The following is a 16,588-nucleotide window of genomic DNA, read 5'->3' as shown; positions in this document are numbered from 1 at the left end:
CCGCGCGAGATCAGTTCTCGCGCTTCTCCTTGATCTTCGCGGCCTTGCCGCGCAGCTCGCGCAGGTAGTAGAGCTTGGCGCGACGCACGTCACCACGGGTGACGAGCTCGATCTTCTCGACGATCGGGGTGTGCACCGGGAAGGTGCGCTCGACGCCGACGGAGAAGGAGACCTTGCGGACCGTGAAGGTCTCGCGGACACCGGCGCCCTGGCGACGGATGACTACGCCCTTGAACTGCTGCACACGGGAGCGGTTGCCCTCGATGACGCGGACGTGGACGTTGACGGTGTCACCCGGGCGGAAGGCCGGGACGTCGCTGCGCAGCGACGCGTTGTCGACGGTGTCGAGCAGGTGAGACATTTCGTCTGCTTTCTTCGCTGATGCCACAGGTCATCAGCGGCACATAGGTTTCGGAAGGATGCTGTCCACGTCGGGGCGGGCGTCGTGTCCCCCTGTGGCAGGGGCGCACGCCAGACGGCGCACAACAGCGGTCTATTGTTCCATGCCTTCTGGCCTGCGCCAAAATCGGCCGTACGGCTCCCCCGCCGGGTCGGGTGCCCAGCCGAGGATGGAGAGCATCTCGCGGTCCTTCTTGTCGAAGGCCTTGGGGTCGCAGCGCTCGATGAGGTCCGGCCGGTGGGTCGCCGTACGCCGGAGGGCCTCGTCGCGTCGCCAGCGGGCGATCTTGCCGTGGTGACCGCTGAGCAGCACGTCGGGTATCCCTCGTCCGCGCCACTCGGGCGGCTTGGTGTAGACGGGGCCCTCCAGGAGGCCCGCCATGGCGCCGGGCGCGAAGGAGTCGTCACGGTGGGACTCGGCGTTGCCGAGAACACCGGGGAGCAGCCGCGCCACGGCCTCCGTGATGACGAGTACGGCCGCCTCACCACCGGCGAGGACGTAGTCGCCGATGGACACCTCGTGGACCGGCATCCGGGTCGCGTACTCGTCGATCACGCGGCGGTCGATGCCCTCGTAGCGGGCGGGCGTGAAGACCAGCCAGGGGTGCTCGGAGAGCTCGACGGCGAGTTCCTGGGTGAAGGGCCGACCACTGGGCGTGGGGACGATCAGGGCCGGCGCGTGGGAGCCCGACTCGTAGCCGTCCGCCAGGACGGAGTCCAGAGCGTCGCCCCAGGGGTCGGTCTTCATGACCATGCCCGGGCCGCCGCCGTACGGGGTGTCGTCGACCGTGTTGTGGCGGTCGTACGTCCACTCGCGCAGATCGTGCACGTGCACGTTCAGCTGTCCACGCGCGCGTGCCTTGCCGACCAGGGAGACGTTCAGGGGCTCCAGGTACTCGGGGAAGATCGTGACGACGTCGAGGCGCATTACGACTCTTCTCCGGACGAGTCCCGAGCGGAGGCGACCTCGGCCTGGTCGTCGATCAGGCCGGGCGGGGGGTCGATGACGGCCCTCTGTTCCTCCAGGTCGATCTCCGTGACGATCTCCTCGACGAAGGGGATCAGGACCTCGCTGCCGTCCGGGCGCTCCACGATGAACAGGTCCTGCGAGGGCAGGTGCGAGATCTCGGTGATACGGCCGACCTCAACACCTTCCTTCGTCACCACGTCCAGGTCCATCAGCTGGTGGTCGTAGTACTCGTCCTCCTCCTCGGGGAGCACCTCCGGATCCACCTCGGCGATGAGGAGGGTGTTGCGCAGCGCCTCGGCGCCGGTGCGGTCCTTCACGCCCTCGAAACGCAGAAGGAGACGGCCGCTGTGGACGCGGCCGGTCTCGATGGTGAGCGGGCCCTTCGAGGCGGGGTCCGTGAGCAGTACGGCGCCGGGCCCGAGCCTCAGCTCCGGCTCGTCGGTGCGGACCTCGACGGTGACCTCGCCCTTGATGCCGTGGGCACGGCCGATGCGAGCGACTACCAGCTGCACTGTGCTTGGTTCTCCTGATCTACGACGACGGGCCGGGGACGGCCCAGTGGCCCTCCCCGGCCCGAGCCGGTGCTGCGACGCGTCAGCGGACGTGGTCCACGTCGACGAGGTCGACACGGACACCGCGGCCGCCAATGGCGCCCACGACGGTACGCAGGGCGCGTGCGGTGCGGCCGTTGCGGCCGATCACCTTGCCGAGGTCGTCCGGGTGGACCCGGACTTCCAGCACGCGCCCACGACGCAGGTCGCGCGAGGCGACCTGCACGTCGTCAGGGTTGTCGACGATGCCCTTCACGAGGTGCTCAAGCGCCTCTTCGAGCATGGTGCTCAGGCCTCGGTGGACTGGGACTCGGCAGCAGCCTCGTCCTTCTTCTCAGCCTTCTTCTTCTGGGTGATCGCCTCACCCTTACCCTCGTCGTCGCCGCCGAGAGCCTCGAACAGCGGACGCGCGGACTTCTCGGCCGGCTGGAGCAGCGGAGCCGGGGCGGGCTCGCCCTTGAACTTCTGCCAGTCGCCGGTCTTCTTCAGGATGGCGAGCACGGGCTCGGTCGGCTGGGCGCCGACGGAGAGCCAGTAGGCGACGCGGTCGGCGTCGACCTCCATGCGCGAGGGGTTCTGCACCGGGTGGTACAGGCCGATCTCCTCGATCGCACGACCGTCACGACGGGTACGGGAGTCGGCGACGACGATGCGGTAGTGAGGCGAACGGATCTTGCCCAGACGCTTCAGCTTGATCTTGACTGCCACGGGAGTGGGTTCTCCTGGTTTTGACGTGGTTGGGCACGGCAGATGGCCGCGTGGGGTTGCGGTACCCGAGTGCCCGATGGACGCGTCAGCCGGAGGCGAGAGGGTTCCTGTGCGGCTGTCGAGTACAGCTAGCCATTGTGCCACACCCCGCGAGTCGCTCTGGACCGGGGCCGCAGGGAGCTGGAGCTGGGCACGTCTGAGGTGCACCCGGCACTTCCGGCGCTTCGGGTGCCGTCGCGAAGCCGCACGGCCCGGCGCCGTGGGTGCCCCTGCGACTCCGCAGCGGCACCCACGCCCACGCCTCAGGCTCGACCGGCAGCCACGAGATGCCGGTACCCGATCACGCGGGGGCGTCGGTTCGCGGTCGCGTCAGCTCGCCGCCGCGCCCACGACCTCCGGGATTCTGAACGGCTTCCCGCAGCCGCCGCAGACGATCGGGGCCTGGGCCAGGACCGACGGGACGACCCGGACGTTGCGGCCGCAGTCGCAGACGGCCTTGACTCGGACGCCGCCACCGGAGGAACCGTGGCGGGCGGCCGGGCCGCGGAAGGAGCGGGCCGTGTCCGCGGCGGTCGCGGCCGTGTGGGCCTTGAGGGCCCGCTGCAGGCGCTCGATGGTCGGGCGGTAGCGGCGCTTCGCCTCGGGAGTGAGCGTGACCAGGGAGAAACCGCTGCTGGGGTGCGGCTCCTCGGGGTGGTCCAGGCCCATCTCCTCGGCGATCGCGAGGAATCTGCGGTTGTGGTAGCGGCCGGCCCGCGAGGTGTCGCGGATGCCGCGCGAGGCGGCGATGCCATGGACTGCCTCGTGAAGCAGTCGCTCGAAGGAGAGCTCGTGACCGCACGCGGACGACGACTCCCCGATCAGGGACTCTGGCGCGGCAAGATCGGGCAGCTCGGGGTGGTACCGCTGAATGTCGGCCCACGCCTGTGCCAGCTCTGCGGCGAGAACAGGTGGTGTCTGTGTCGTGCTCACGTAATGACAACGAGCCAGGGTGCCGCTGTGTTCCTATTCCGGGGCATCCCAAATAATTTGCACGTACCCGTCAGTTGGCACTGATGCGTCCGGACGAGGGCGGGTGCGCTGATCTGCGGAGAAGCCTCACAGCTCGTACCAAGCTGGTGCGTAGTCTCCCGTACGACCCGGCACGTAGATCGTGTCCACGCGCCGGGGTACCTGCGGTCAGCCGTTGCGCAAGAGGCGTTTTCGGTCGCTCTGCCGCCGGAAGGCGTTACCTCAGTAAGCGCGCGCGACGATCGCGACGTTACCGGGCGCCTCGTCGGCCTCCGGCACCGACCCGTCCTCGGCGACCAGACACCGTACGGTCACGGCGTGCTCGCCCAGCCTGGCCTCGCCCTCCTCGCCGAGCACCGCCCAGGGGATGCGCGCCCAGCCGCCGGCCCCGGTCACCTCGACGGCCTCCTCGATCGTGGACGCGTCATAGGTGCGGGACTTCCGGCGTTCGCGGGACTGTTCCAGCAGCAGCGCCTGGTCCTCCTCCAGGACGGCGGGAAGCAGTCCCGGCAACGCGTCCAGGGGCACCGCCTCCTTGCCGCCCGGGATCCGCCGCGCCAGCATCACGGTGCCGTTCTCCAGGTCACGGGGCCCGACCTCGACGCGTACGGGTACGCCCTTCAGCTCCCAGTCGACGGCGCGGCGCCCGAACGGCGTGTCGGTGCGGTCGTCGACATGGACACGCAGACCCGCCGCCCGCAACTGATCGCCGATCTCGTGGACCTTGGCCAGAACCGTGTCGTCGCCCTTGATGGCGAGGACGACGACCTGGGTCTGGGCGAGCCGCGGCGGGACACGCAGGCCGTTGTCGTCGCCGTGCATCATCACCAGGGCGCCGATCATGCGGGTGGTCGATCCCCAGGAGGTCTGCCACACCAGTTCCTGCGTGCCCTCCTTCGACAGGTACCGGGTGTCGAAGGCCTTGGCGAAGTTCTGGCCCAGCTCGTGGCTGGTCGCCATCTGCAGGGCCTTGCCGTCGCCCATCATGCCTTCGAGCGTGAGGGTGTTGACGGCGCCGGCGAACCGCTCCCTGACGGTCTTGCGACCGGGGACGACGTCCATCGCGAGGACGTTCACCATGAAGTCCTCGTAGACCTCGCGGTGGATGCGGGAGGCGAAGTCCCGGGCGTCCTCGTAGGTGGCGTGTGCGGTGTGGCCCTCCTGCCACAGGAACTCGGTCGTCCGCAGGAACAGACGGGGGCGCAGCTCCCAACGGACCACGTTGGCCCACTGGTTGATGAGGAGGGGCAGGTCGCGGTAGCTCTGCACCCACTTCGAGAAGTAGTCGTTGACGATCATCTCGGAGGTGGGGCGGACCACGGCCGGCTCCTCCAGCTCCTTGCCCCCGCCGTGGGTGACGACCGCGAGTTCCGGCGCGAAGCCCTCGACGTGGTCGGCCTCGCGGGTGAGGTACGACTGCGGGATCAGCAGCGGGAAGTACGCGTTCTGCGTGCCCGTCGCCTTGATCCGGGCATCCATCTCGGCCTGCATCCGCTCCCACAGTCCGTACCCGTACGGTCGGATCACCATGGTGCCGCGCACCGGCCCGTTGTCGGCCAGTTCGGCCTTGGCGATCAGATCCTGGTACCAGCGCGGGAAGTCTTCCGCCCGCGGTGTGAGAACGGGTGCCTTTGCCATGGCGCGATGGTACGGGCCCAGGTTGCCGGCATGTGAAATCTCGCCACTGGCACAGTCCATCCGCAAGCGGGGCTCGACAACCCCTGGACGCGCGGTCGAGTGCGGAGTTACCTGGCATACGGGGGAAGTGCGAGCGCACTGCACGGGGGCTCAGGAAACGGGCACAGGGGAAACTCGGCGGATTGGGGCGCTTACCTATGACACCTACGCTCGTGCGGCAGCACCGGCCCGGCACGGGAGAGACCTTCCGTCCGGACCGCGGTGCACGCGCGCGTGACTGGTCCGAGATCCAGGAGCGGATGCTGGTGCCGCTCTACGAGGCCGTCCACAAGCGACTCGAAGTGGGCCCGCGCACACGGCTGTTGGGGCTCGGCTGCGGTTCCGGGCTGGCCCTGCTGATGGCAGCCTCCAGAGGCGCCGCGGTCACCGGTGTCGACGACTCCCCCGAACGGCTCGCCCTCGCGCGTGAGCGGCTGCTGCCGGAGGCGAGGGGCACGCGCGCGCGTGGCGAGGCCCGGCTCGTCGAGGGAACGCCCGAGGACACGGCCGACGCGGAGTCGCCCGCGTACAACCTGGTGACCGCCTTCGAGCCCATCGGATGTCTCGCGGGTGACTCGGAGGGGCTCGGTGAGCTGCTCGCCTCGGCGTCGCCGCTGGCGGAGCGCGGGACGCCCGTGGTGCTGGCCGGCTGGGGTCCGCCGGAGCGCTGCGCCACGACGTCCGTGCTGCGGGTGGCCACCAAGCTGGCCGATCCACTGCGTGGCGCGGCCAGTTGGCGCCCCGCCCTCCGTGACGACCTGGAGGAGGTCGCCCACCGGACGGGCCTCAAGCCGGACGGTTCCGGCCGGGTCGCCTGCCCGTTCGGGTACGCCGACACCGAAAGCGCCGTACGGGGGCTGCTGTCGACGGGACTCTTCGACGCGGCGATCTCCGCGACGGACCAGGCGCAGGTGGACAAGGAACTGACGGAGGCGCTGCATCCGCATCAGCGCCGGGACGGCACGGTGTGGATGTCCAACGTGTTCCGGTACCTGATCGCGCGGGTCCCGTAGACCCGTGTGGGCCCCTGCTTCACCGGCGTGCGGTACGCGCCGGGGGTGCCCCTCCGTGAAAGGAGAGGCACCCCCGGCGACGTACGGACGGGCTCAGCACTGAGCCGCGTCCACCATCCGTCAGCCCATGAACTTCTTGAACTCGTCCGGCAGTTCGAAGTCCTGCGGGGCCTGCTGGCCCGGCACGCCGAAGGCGCCGCCCTCGGCCGCGGCGGCGCGGCGCGCGGCCTCCTCCTGCTCCTGCTGCTTGCGCTTCATCGGGTTGCCGGAGCGCTGCTTGCCCTTGGCCTTCTTCGGCTGCTTCTTGGAGCGGCCGGGGCCGCCACCCATGCCCGGAACCCCCGGCATACCGGGCATGCCGCCGCCCTGGGCCATGCGGGACATCATCTTGCGCGCCTCGAAGAACCGCTCGACCAGGTTCTTGACGGCGCTGACGTCCACTCCGGAACCCTTGGCGATACGGGCGCGGCGGGAACCGTTGATGATCGTCGGCTCGTGGCGCTCGGCCGGGGTCATCGACTTGATGATCGCGGCCGTACGGTCGACGTCGCGCTCGTCCAGGTTGTTGATCTGGTCCTTGATCTGCCCCATGCCCGGGAGCATGCCGAGCAGCTTGGAGATGGAGCCCATCTTGCGGACCTGCTCCATCTGCGCCAGGAAGTCGTCGAGCGTGAACTCCTGGCCCTTCTTGGACGCCAGCTTGGAGGCCATTTTCTGGGCCTCTTCCTGGCTGAACGTCTTCTCCGCCTGCTCGATCAGGGTGAGCAGGTCACCCATGTCGAGGATGCGGGAGGCCATCCGGTCCGGGTGGAACGCGTCGAAGTCCTCGAGCTTCTCGCCGTTCGACGCGAACATGATCGGCTTGCCGGTGACCGAGGCGATCGACAGGGCGGCACCACCGCGGGCGTCACCGTCGAGCTTGGAGAGCACCACGCCGTCGAATCCGACGCCGTCCCGGAAGGACTCGGCCGTGTTGACCGCGTCCTGACCGATCATCGCGTCGACGACGAACAGGATCTCGTCCGGCGACACCGCGTCCCGGATGTCCGCGGCCTGCTGCATCATGTCGGCGTCGATGCCGAGGCGGCCGGCGGTGTCCACGATCACGATGTCGTGGACCTTGGTCTTGGCGAACTCGATGGAGTCCTTGGCGACCTTCACCGGGTCGCCGACGCCGTTGCCCGGCTCGGGCGCGTACACGGCGACGCTCGCGCGCTCGGCGACCACGCTGAGCTGGTTCACCGCGTTGGGGCGCTGGAGGTCGGCGGCGACCAGGAGGGGCGAGTGGCCCTGCTCCTTCAGCCAGCGGCCGAGCTTGCCCGCGAGAGTGGTCTTACCGGCACCCTGCAGACCCGCCAGCATGATCACGGTCGGCGGCTGCTTGGCGAAGCGCAGGCGCCGGGTCTCGCCGCCGAGGATCGTGACGAGTTCCTCGTTGACGATCTTCAGGACCTGCTGGGCCGGGTTCAGCGCCTTGGAGACATCGGCGCCGAGGGCACGCTCCTTGACGTTCTTGATGAACGTCCGGACGACCGGCAGGGCCACATCCGCCTCGAGGAGCGCGATGCGGATCTCGCGCGCGGTGGCGTCGATGTCCGCCTCGGAGAGCCGTCCTTTGCCGCGCAGGTTCTTGAAGGTCGCTGAGAGGCGATCGGAAAGAGTATCGAACACGGCGCTCGCGGTCCTCGGGGTCGTCGGTGGCAGGCTTCGGAATCGCCCTCCAGGGTATCCCGCCTCCACCGGACCGGGTCACGGTCGGTCGAAGACCGGGTCCTGGCCGGTCAGCCGCGCAGTGTCTCCTCCAGTCTCCGCGCCACCACGGCCGCCTCCTCGCTGGGCAGCGGCGCCCCTTCGGGGCCGGTCACGTAGAAGGCGTCCACGGCGTTGGCACCCAGTGTGGAGACGTGCATGCTGCGCACCCGGAGCTTCGCCTCGTCCAGCGCCCGCCCGATCCGGTGCAGCAGACCGGGCGCGTCATGGGCGCGAACCTCGATCACGGTCGCCAGCCGGGACGCGGCCGGGGCGACCGACACCCGCGCGGCGGGCGCCACGACACCCCGGCGGCGCGGATACGCGGCGTCCCGCTCGGCGAGGCGCCCGGCGATGTCCAGCGACCCGTCCAGGGCCCGTACGAGGTCGGCGCGCAGCCTCGCGGCCTGCGGCAGGGAGCCGTACTCGGCGGCGACCCGCCAGTTCAGCAGCAGCACGGAGTCGTCGACGCCGTCCGGCAGGTCCAGGGCGCGCAGTTCGGCGGTGCGGACGGTGAGGCGGTGCATGGCGAGCACACCGGCAACGGCGGGCAGCACGCCCCCTCTGTCCGGTACGGCGATGAGCAGTTCGACGCCGAGCGGCTCCGGATCGCCGGACGGCTGCTCCTCCGTCGGCGGTTCGGTCTGTGCGCGCAGCGCCAGCACCGGGCCGCCGGTCGCGACCGCCTCGATGGCGAGCCGCTCCTGCTCGGCGGTGGGCGCGGCGGCCTCCGGGTCATCCGGTACGTCGCCGGACAGGACCGCGGAGACGCGCTTGACCAGATCGGCGACGAGCGAGCCCCGCCAGGACGACCAGGCGGCCGGGCCGGTGGCCAACGCGTCCGCCTCGGTGAGCGCGTGCAGCAGCTCCAGCGTGCTCTGCGAGCCGACCGCGTCAGCGACCGAACGGACGGTGGCCGGGTCCTCCAGGTCGCGCCGGGTGGCCGTGTCGACCAGCAGCAGGTGATGGCGTACGAGGGTGGAGAGCACGGTCACGTCCGCGCGGTCGAACCCGATGCGGGCGGCCACGTCCTTGGCGATGATCTCGCCGGCCACGGAGTGGTCGCCGGGCCAGCCCTTGCCGATGTCGTGCAGCAGCGCGGCGACCAGGAGGAGGTCGGGGCGGTGGACGCGCCGGGTGAACTCGGAGGCGCGTACGGCGGTCTCGATGAGGTGCCGGTCGACGGTCCAGATGTGCACGGCGTTGCGCTGCGGGCGGCAGCGCACCCGCTCCCAGTCCGGCAGCAGACGGGTGATCAGGCCTTCGGCCTCCAGCGCCTCCCAGACGTCGATCGTGGGACTGCCGGATCCGAGCAGGGTCACCAGTTGTTCACGCGCCTCGGCGGGCCAGGGCGTGGGCAGGGGTCGCACGGTGGCGGCCAGACGCCGTACGGCGTGCAGGGAGAGCGGAAGACCGGCCTGCGCGGCCGCGGCCGCGGCACGCAACGGGAGGACGGGATCGCGCTCGGGGCGCGCGGCACGGGCGAGCACCACCTCGCCGTCCTGCTCCACCACGCCCTCCGCCAGGGGCGAGCGTTCGGAGACCGGCTTGCCGCCGCCCAGCATGGCGCGCAGGCGCGGCCGGACCGAGCGGGACCTGAGCACGCGGCCCACTTCGCGCCAGGTGACGTCACTGGCGTACGAGATGACCCGCGCCGCCTCGTACACCTGCCGCAGCAGCGTGTCGGCGTCGAGCAGGCCGAGCTCGGCCGCGACCTGGTCCTGTTCCTGGAGTGCGAGCCGGTCGGTCGCGCGGCCCGTAGTCAGGTGCAGGGCGTCCCGCACGTCGAGCAGTCGGCGCCGGGCGTCGTCGAGGCCCTCGCGCGGGGCGTCGGCCAGCCAGGAGGCGGCGACCGCGCGCAGCGCCGTGGCGTCCCTCAGCCCGCCTCGCGCCTCCTTCAGGTCGGGCTCCAGCAGGTACTGCAGCTCCCCCTGCCGTTCGGCACGCTCCGCGCACAGTTCCTGGAGCTCGGGGAGGCGTTTCGGGGCCTGGTTGCGCCAGTCGGCGAGGACAGTGGTCCGCAGGCCGGCCGTCAGCCCCAGGTCACCGGCGAGGTGGCGGGCGTCGAGCAGCCCCAGCTGCACCTTGAGGTCCTCGGCGGCCGTCTTGCGGGCCTCGGCGGGGGTGCGGACCGAGTGGTCGAGGGCCAGGCCCAGGTCCCAGACGGGGTACCAGATGCGGTCGGCCAGCGCGGCGACCGCGCCGGAGTCGCTGCCGTCGTGCAGCAGGAGCAAATCCAGGTCGCTGCGTGGGGACAGTTCCCCGCGGCCGTAGCCGCCGACCGCGACGAGGGAGACCCCGCGCAGGTTCTCGGCGCCGGCGCCGAACAGCCCCGACAGCCAGTCGTCCGTCAGTTCGGAGAGCGCCGTACGGCGCGGCGGCCCGGACTGCGCCCCCTCAGTGAGGAGGCGCAGCCGGGCCGCCGCGTAGCCGCTGGGTCCCGAGTCCTCTGCTTCCTTGCGCACGTCCGTACTCGTCACCCAGCGACTCCTGTCGTTTCTTCTGTTAGAGCGCGTCCGGGCCGCGCTCGCCGGTCCTGACCCGTACGGCCGTCTCGACCGGCAGGGACCAGACCTTGCCGTCACCGATCTTGCCGGTGCGGGCCGCCTTGACGATGACGTCGATCAACTGCTCGGCGTCGTCGTCCTCGGCCAGCACCTCGATACGGATCTTGGGGACCAGGTCGACCGTGTACTCGGCACCGCGGTAGACCTCGGTGTGGCCCCGCTGACGACCGTAGCCGCTCGCCTCGGTGACCGTCAGGCCGTGGACTCCGAAGGCCTGGAGGGCTTCCTTGATCTCGTCGAGCCGGTGGGGCTTGACGACGGCGGTGATGAGCTTCATGCGTCCACCTTCTTGCTCTGCGTCGCGGCCAGGGCGGGACCGGAGGCTGCGACGACACCGCCGCCGGCGCCGCTGAAGTCGTATGCGGTCTCGGCGTGCTCGGCCTGGTCGATGCCTGCGACCTCCTCGTCCTCGGTGACCCGCATACCGATGGTCTTGTCGAGGAGGAAGGCGAGGATCGCGGAGGCGATCAGGGAGTAGGCGAGGACCGCGCCGACACCGGCGAACTGCTTCCACAGCTGGGTGAACGAGTGGTCGCCGTAGAACACGCCGGTCGCGGTGGACTGGCCCTTGCCGGTGGCGAAGAAGCCGATCAGCAGGGAGCCGAGGATACCGCCGACCAGGTGGACACCGACCACGTCGAGGGAGTCGTCGAAGCCGAACTTGTACTTCAGGCCCACGGCCGCGGCACAGCCGACGCCGGCGATGGCGCCGACGGCGATCGCGCCGAGCGGGGAGACGGCTCCGCCGGACGGGGTGATGGCGACCAGACCGGCGACCGCGCCGGAGGCGGCGCCCAGCGTGGTGAACGCGCCGTGGCGGATCTTCTCGTAGGCGAGCCACGCCAGCATGGCGGCGGCGGTGGCGACCTGCGTGTTGACGAACATCAGCGCGCCCACGCCGTCGTCGTTGCCGAGCCACGAGCCGGCGTTGAAGCCGAACCAGCCGAACCACAGCAGACCGGCGCCGAGCATGACCAGCGGGAGGCTGTGCGGACGCATCGGGTCCTTCTTGAAGCCGACGCGCTTGCCGATCACCAGGATCACACCGAGAGCGCCGGCACCGGCGTTGATGTGGACCGCGGTACCACCGGCGAAGTCGATCACACCGAGCTTGAAGGCCCAGCCGTCGGCGCCCCATACCCAGTGGGCCACCGGGATGTAGACGATCGTGAGCCACAGGGCGACGAAGAGCGCCCAGGCCGAGAACTTGACGCGGTCCGCGATGGCACCGCTGATCAGGGCCGGCGTGATGACCGCGAACATCATCTGGAAGATCATGAACACGAAGATCGGGATCGTGTAGCCGTCCCAGAGCTCCGTCAGCCCGATGTTGCTGAGTCCCAGCCAGTCGGAATTGAAGCCGATGAAGCCGTTACTCGTGCCGAAGGCAAGGGAGAAGCCGTACAGGACCCACAGGATCGTGACGATCCCGATACTGATGAAGCTCATCATCAGCATGTTCAGGGTGCTCTTGACCCGGACCATGCCTCCGTAGAAGAAGGCCAGGCCCGGGGTCATGAGCAGCACCAGGGCGGAACAGATAAGCATGAAGCCTGTGTTGGCGGACGACAACTTGGGTGCCTCCGCCGCAAGCGTGATGGCGGCTGATGCCATCGGCGTCTCCTCGTCATTGGTACGGCCCCGTGCGGGCGAAGCCTGAGCGGTATGAGGGGTGGGCCGGTTATGCGCCATGAGATTGGCGCAGCACCATTTCGATGGAAGCCCCTCGTTGTTTCGCCGCCGTGACGAAGGCGCCTTCTGTGTTACGCGTCGATGAACTGGCGGATTTCGGCCGAGTCGATCGTTATCGTGGCGCAACCTTCGGTGCAGGAAGCAGGCCGGCCGCGGTCGGCCTTCCGATGACCTGGCATGGGGGAGCCGAGTCGGGCAGTTCGGGAGGGCCGGCCGCGGCCGGGGTCCAGGGGTGGCGCCGCCCCCGTCAGACCGCCTCGGCGGTCTCGGGCAGCTCCACGGCGAGCTGGTCTGTGAGGTCCACGACCGCGGCGAGCTCGCCGAAATCGCGTACAGCCGTGTCGACGGTCTTGCGGATACGAGTGTTCACGCGCTCGGAGCGCACCTTCTTGGCGATCTGCATGGCCTGCGCGGCCGGTACGGTGCCCTGCTCGGGCTCCCGCTGGAGGAGGTGCACGGTGGCCATCCCGATGAGGTTCAGTGCGTACGACCGCTGGTGCTCGTCATCCTTGGCGAAGAGCTCGACGGCCCGTCGCATCAGGGGCTCGGCCAGGGAGGCGTACGTGGGGCTGCGGCCGGCGACGTAGGCGAGGTCGCGGTAGGAGTGGGAGTTCTCGCCGTACAGCTCGGCCTCGGAGAAGAAGCGGATCCAGTCGGGGTCCGCCTCGTCCCACTCGTCGATGTCGCCGAAGGCGTCCTCGGCCATCCGGACCGCCCGCTTGCACTTGCCGGGCTGCCCCATGTTGGCGTAGGCGCGGGCCTCCATCGCATACAGCATGGACTGGGTGCGCGGGCTCGCGCAGTCCCGGCTGCCGTACTGAGCGAGGTGGATCAGCTCCAGCGCGTCCTCGGGCCGGCCGAGGTGGATCATCTGGCGGCTCATGCTGGACAGCACGTACGAGCCGAGCGGCTTGTCGCCCGCCTCCTTGGCGGCGTGCAGGGCGAGGACGAAGTACTTCTGCGCGGCGGGCTGCAGTCCGACGTCGTACGACATCCAGCCGGCCAGTTCCGCGAGCTCGGCGGCCACCTTGAACAGCTTGCGGGTGGTGGCCTCGGGCTGGGGCTCCTGGAGGAGATCGGTCACCTCGTGCAACTGGCCGACGACCGCCTTGCGACGCAGGCCGCCGCCGCACTGGGCGTCCCACTGGCGGAACATCACCGTGGTCGACTCCAGTAACTCCAGCTCGGGCCTGGACAGCCGGCCGCGGCGGGCCGAGGACGAGGCCGGTTCGGGCTCCTGGTGCGAGGCCGCGGGCGCGGGCACCAGCCAGCGCTGCATGGGCTCGATGAGGGACGGGCCCGCGGACAGGGCCAGCGAGGTTCCGAGGAAGCCGCGCCGCGCCAGCATCAGGTCGCTGCGCGAGAACTCGCTGAGCAGGGCCACGGTCTGCGGGCCCGTCCAGGGCAGGTCGACGCCGGTCGCGGAGGGCAACTGCCGGGCGGTGCGCAGTCCGAGGTCCTCGACGGAGACGACACAGCCGAACCGCTCGGAGAACAGCTCCGACAGGATGCGGGGGATGGGTTCGCGGGGGTTCTCGCCGTCCAGCCAGCGACGTACCCGCGAGGTGTCGGTGGAGATGTGGTTGGCCCCCAACTGGCGGGCCCGGCGGTTGACTTGGCGCGCCAGCTCGCCCTTGGACCACCCGCTGCGCACGAACCACGACGTGAGCAGCTCGTTGGGGCGCTTGTCCGTGTTCGTCGAAGTCGTCGCGTTCGTCGCGGTCGTCGCGTTCATCGCGGCCGTCGCGTTCGTCGCGCTCGTCCCGCTACCGCCGTTGCCGCTCACTGGAACGCCCCCATCCCTGAGACCACTTGTCACTGAGTGCGCCAAGCCTTATCAGAATGCCGGTAAATACGGCCTCCCGTCCGGTGGTTGCCATCCTTCGAACGGGAACCCGGCTTGCCTCCGGCATACCCAGGAGTGCATGTGCCCCAGGACTCGTGCACTCAAAGTAATCCCACGATCACGCGTCCAGCCATGGCGGTCTCGGAAACGCCACCATTCGCCACCCCTTCGAATGAACTCCCGGTGGCCTCCACACGATTCACTTGACACAGGACGAGCGCGAGCGGGCGGAGCGACGCACTCAGGGGCGCACTTGGCCGAGCACACCACCCAGGGGGCCTCCGCGCGCCGCGTGAACCCGAAAGTGGCGACGGAGAGTCACCTCTCGCGTTCGCCGCGTAACCACGGCGCGCCGGACACGTTGGAGGGGGCATGGGCTTCACGATCGGCGGCATTCGGGAGATCCGCACCGGCTCGCGTCGGCGCGGCCGCTCGTCGGAGTGCACCTCCGTCGCCGAGTTCACCGGACTCTGGGGCTGGGACGTCGTACCGGGCGCGCGCGCCGCGGCGGGCGCCTGCTCGTGCGGTCGCGCCGAGTGCGGCGCCCCCGGCGCCCATCCTCTCGGCTTCGCTCCCCCGGTCCCGGCCGGCGCCACGCTCGACGAGGCGACCCGGACCTGGGCGGAGTTCCCCGGCGCCGCGGTGATGCTGCCGGTCGGCCGCGCCTTCGACGTGATCGAGGTGGCCGAGCCCGCTGGGCGCCGTGCCCTGGTCCGCCTGGAACGCATGGGCCTGCCCCTCGGCCCGGTGACCGCGACCCCAGAGGGCCGCGTCCACTTCTTCGTGGCCCCCGGCGCCGCCGCCGGCCTTCCCGAGCTTCTCTACCGCATGGGCTGGGACGACCCGAGCTCCCTGGACCTGCGCGGCCTCGGCCCCGGCACGTACATCACGGCCCCGCCGTCCGACCGGGCCGGCCTGGGCCCGGTGCGCTGGCTGCGCCCGCCGGCCCTGGACACGGCGACGAAGCCACCGGCGGCCAGGCTGCTGCTGGGGACGCTGGCCTACGTGGCCCACCGGTCGCGCGCGTAGCCGTACGAACGTCGCGCCGCACAGCCGTACACAGCACGGCGCCCGCCCCCCGAGGTGCGGTCGGGGGCGGGCGCCTTGACGTGTACGCGGGTGGCGCACTCGGATGGTTCGGAGGAGCGGTGCTCACTCCCCGATAAGGGCGTCAACGAACGCCTCCGGTTCGAAGGGCGCCAGGTCGTCCGCGCCCTCACCGAGACCCACCAGCTTCACCGGCACCTTCAGCTCGCGCTGCACAGCGACCACGATGCCGCCCTTGGCCGTGCCGTCCAGCTTGGTCAGCACGATGCCGGTGATGTCGACGACCTCGGCGAACACCCGGGCCTGGACCAGGCCGTTCTGGCCGGTCGTCGCGTCGAGGACGAGCAGCACCTCGTCCAGCGGGGCGTGCTTCTCGACGACCCGCTTGACCTTGCCGAGCTCGTCCATGAGACCGGTCTTGGTGTGCAGCCGTCCCGCGGTGTCGATGAGCACGACGTCCGCGCCCATCTCCTTGCCCTCCTTGACCGCGTCGAACGCGACGGAGGCAGGGTCACCGCCCTCGGGCCCGCGCACGGTGTGCGCGCCGACCCGATCACCCCAGGTCTGCAGCTGGTCGGCGGCGGCGGCACGGAAGGTGTCGGCGGCACCGAGGACGACACTGCGCCCGTCGGCCACGAGCACCCGGGCGAGCTTGCCGGTGGTGGTGGTCTTGCCGGTGCCGTTGACGCCGACGACCATCACGATGCCGGGCTTGCTCGCCTCCGGCTCGGTCTTGACCGTGCGGTCGAGGTCGGTGCCGACCAGCTTGAGCAGCTCCTCGCGCAGGAGGGCGCGCAGCTCGTCCGGAGTACGGGTGCCGAGCACCTTCACCCGCTCCCGCAGACCCTCGACCAGTTCCTGGGTGGGCTGCACGCCGACGTCGGCGGTCAGGAGGATGTCCTCCATCTCCTCCCAGGTGTCCTCGTCGAGGTGCTCGCGCGACAGGAGCGTGAGCAGCCCCTGACCGAGCGCGCCCTGCGAGCGGGAGAGCCGGGCGCGCAGACGGACCAGCCGGCCGGCCGTGGGCTCCGGGATCTCGATCTCGGGCGCTTCCGCGGCAGCGGGTTTGTCGAGGACGGCCCCAGCGGAGCCGTCCGGGAGATCCACCTCCTCTATGGTCCGGCGCGGTTCGTCGCGCGGTGTCTCGGCCTCGTCGCCGACGTGCGGCTCGGCCGGAGGGGCGGTGATGTCGGGAGCGGAGGGGGGCGGAGGGGGCAGCGACTTCTTGCGCCGGCTGCCGACGACCAGCCCGCCGAGCGCACCGAGCACGACCACGGCGATGACTACAGCAAGGATGACGATTTCCATAACCCACCCAGTATCAGCCATGGGTCCGATCGAACCCAGCTTGTGTCTTC

Annotated in this window: 15 protein-coding genes; 2 read left to right on the top strand and 13 right to left on the bottom strand. The window is 70.3% G+C overall.

The genetic code is table 11. The annotated features are described in order from the left end of the window. Positions 1–10 precede the first annotated feature (10 nt). From rplS to proS, 7 genes are all read right to left on the bottom strand, one after another. Entirely contained in the window at positions 11–361 is a 351-nt protein-coding gene (gene rplS, locus OHA64_RS33810) for a 50S ribosomal protein L19 (protein WP_405619639.1), read from the bottom strand. Between the two features lie 132 nt (positions 362–493). After that, complete coding sequence (trmD, locus tag OHA64_RS33805) at positions 494–1,327, bottom strand: tRNA (guanosine(37)-N1)-methyltransferase TrmD (protein WP_405619637.1); 834 nt, start codon at positions 1,325–1,327, stop codon at positions 494–496. After that, positions 1,327–1,881, bottom strand: a complete 555-nt coding sequence (gene rimM, locus OHA64_RS33800; protein ID WP_405619635.1) for a ribosome maturation factor RimM — start codon at positions 1,879–1,881, stop codon at positions 1,327–1,329. The genes trmD and rimM overlap by 1 nt, the downstream gene beginning before the upstream one ends. An 82-nt stretch (positions 1,882–1,963) precedes the next feature. Beyond that, on the bottom strand, positions 1,964–2,203 hold the full coding sequence (locus OHA64_RS33795; protein WP_005479813.1) for an RNA-binding protein: 240 nt from the start codon (positions 2,201–2,203) through the stop codon (positions 1,964–1,966). 5 nt (positions 2,204–2,208) lie between these two features. Beyond that, positions 2,209–2,628 (bottom strand): 30S ribosomal protein S16, encoded by a 420-nt coding sequence (rpsP, locus tag OHA64_RS33790; RefSeq protein ID WP_405619633.1) that lies wholly within the window; start codon positions 2,626–2,628, stop codon positions 2,209–2,211. Positions 2,629–2,997: 369 nt separating this feature from the next. Then, positions 2,998–3,600, bottom strand: coding sequence for a hypothetical protein (locus OHA64_RS33785; RefSeq protein WP_405619631.1), 603 nt, complete (start codon positions 3,598–3,600; stop codon positions 2,998–3,000). Positions 3,601–3,861: 261 nt separating this feature from the next. Then, complete coding sequence (proS, locus tag OHA64_RS33780) at positions 3,862–5,277, bottom strand: proline--tRNA ligase (protein WP_405619629.1); 1,416 nt, start codon at positions 5,275–5,277, stop codon at positions 3,862–3,864. Between the two features lie 197 nt (positions 5,278–5,474). Between proS and OHA64_RS33775 the strand changes: the two genes are divergently transcribed. After that, entirely contained in the window at positions 5,475–6,329 is an 855-nt protein-coding gene (locus OHA64_RS33775) for a methyltransferase domain-containing protein (protein WP_405619627.1), read from the top strand. 120 nt (positions 6,330–6,449) lie between these two features. Here the strand turns inward: OHA64_RS33775 and ffh are convergent, their stop codons facing one another. The 5 genes from ffh to OHA64_RS33750 all read right to left on the bottom strand — a co-directional run bounded on the left by ffh (position 6,450) and on the right by OHA64_RS33750 (position 14,123). Further along, positions 6,450–8,000 (bottom strand): signal recognition particle protein, encoded by a 1,551-nt coding sequence (gene ffh, locus OHA64_RS33770; RefSeq protein ID WP_405619625.1) that lies wholly within the window; start codon positions 7,998–8,000, stop codon positions 6,450–6,452. Between the two features lie 110 nt (positions 8,001–8,110). Then, positions 8,111–10,558 (bottom strand): [protein-PII] uridylyltransferase, encoded by a 2,448-nt coding sequence (locus OHA64_RS33765; protein ID WP_405619623.1) that lies wholly within the window; start codon positions 10,556–10,558, stop codon positions 8,111–8,113. Positions 10,559–10,583: 25 nt separating this feature from the next. After that, entirely contained in the window at positions 10,584–10,922 is a 339-nt protein-coding gene (locus tag OHA64_RS33760; RefSeq protein ID WP_003997576.1) for a P-II family nitrogen regulator, read from the bottom strand. Further along, entirely contained in the window at positions 10,919–12,259 is a 1,341-nt protein-coding gene (locus OHA64_RS33755) for an ammonium transporter (protein ID WP_405619621.1), read from the bottom strand. The genes OHA64_RS33760 and OHA64_RS33755 overlap by 4 nt, the downstream gene beginning before the upstream one ends. 325 nt (positions 12,260–12,584) lie before the next feature. Then, complete coding sequence (locus tag OHA64_RS33750; protein WP_405619619.1) at positions 12,585–14,123, bottom strand: hypothetical protein; 1,539 nt, start codon at positions 14,121–14,123, stop codon at positions 12,585–12,587. Between the two features lie 432 nt (positions 14,124–14,555). Here OHA64_RS33750 and OHA64_RS33745 point away from each other — a divergent pair, with 432 nt between their 5' ends. Further along, the gene (locus tag OHA64_RS33745) at positions 14,556–15,212 is read left to right on the top strand and encodes a bifunctional DNA primase/polymerase (RefSeq protein WP_405619617.1); all 657 of its coding nucleotides are present in this window, start codon (positions 14,556–14,558) and stop codon (positions 15,210–15,212) included. A 123-nt stretch (positions 15,213–15,335) separates the two neighbouring features. Here the strand turns inward: OHA64_RS33745 and ftsY are convergent, their stop codons facing one another. Next, entirely contained in the window at positions 15,336–16,538 is a 1,203-nt protein-coding gene (gene ftsY / locus OHA64_RS33740) for a signal recognition particle-docking protein FtsY (RefSeq protein WP_405619615.1), read from the bottom strand. Positions 16,539–16,588 lie beyond the last annotated feature (50 nt).

Source organism: Streptomyces sp. NBC_00076 (assembly GCF_045041235.1).
GTDB lineage: Bacteria > Actinomycetota > Actinomycetes > Streptomycetales > Streptomycetaceae > Streptomyces.
Note: the sequence above shows the minus strand (reverse complement) of the source record. Positions and strands in the feature narration are given on the sequence as shown.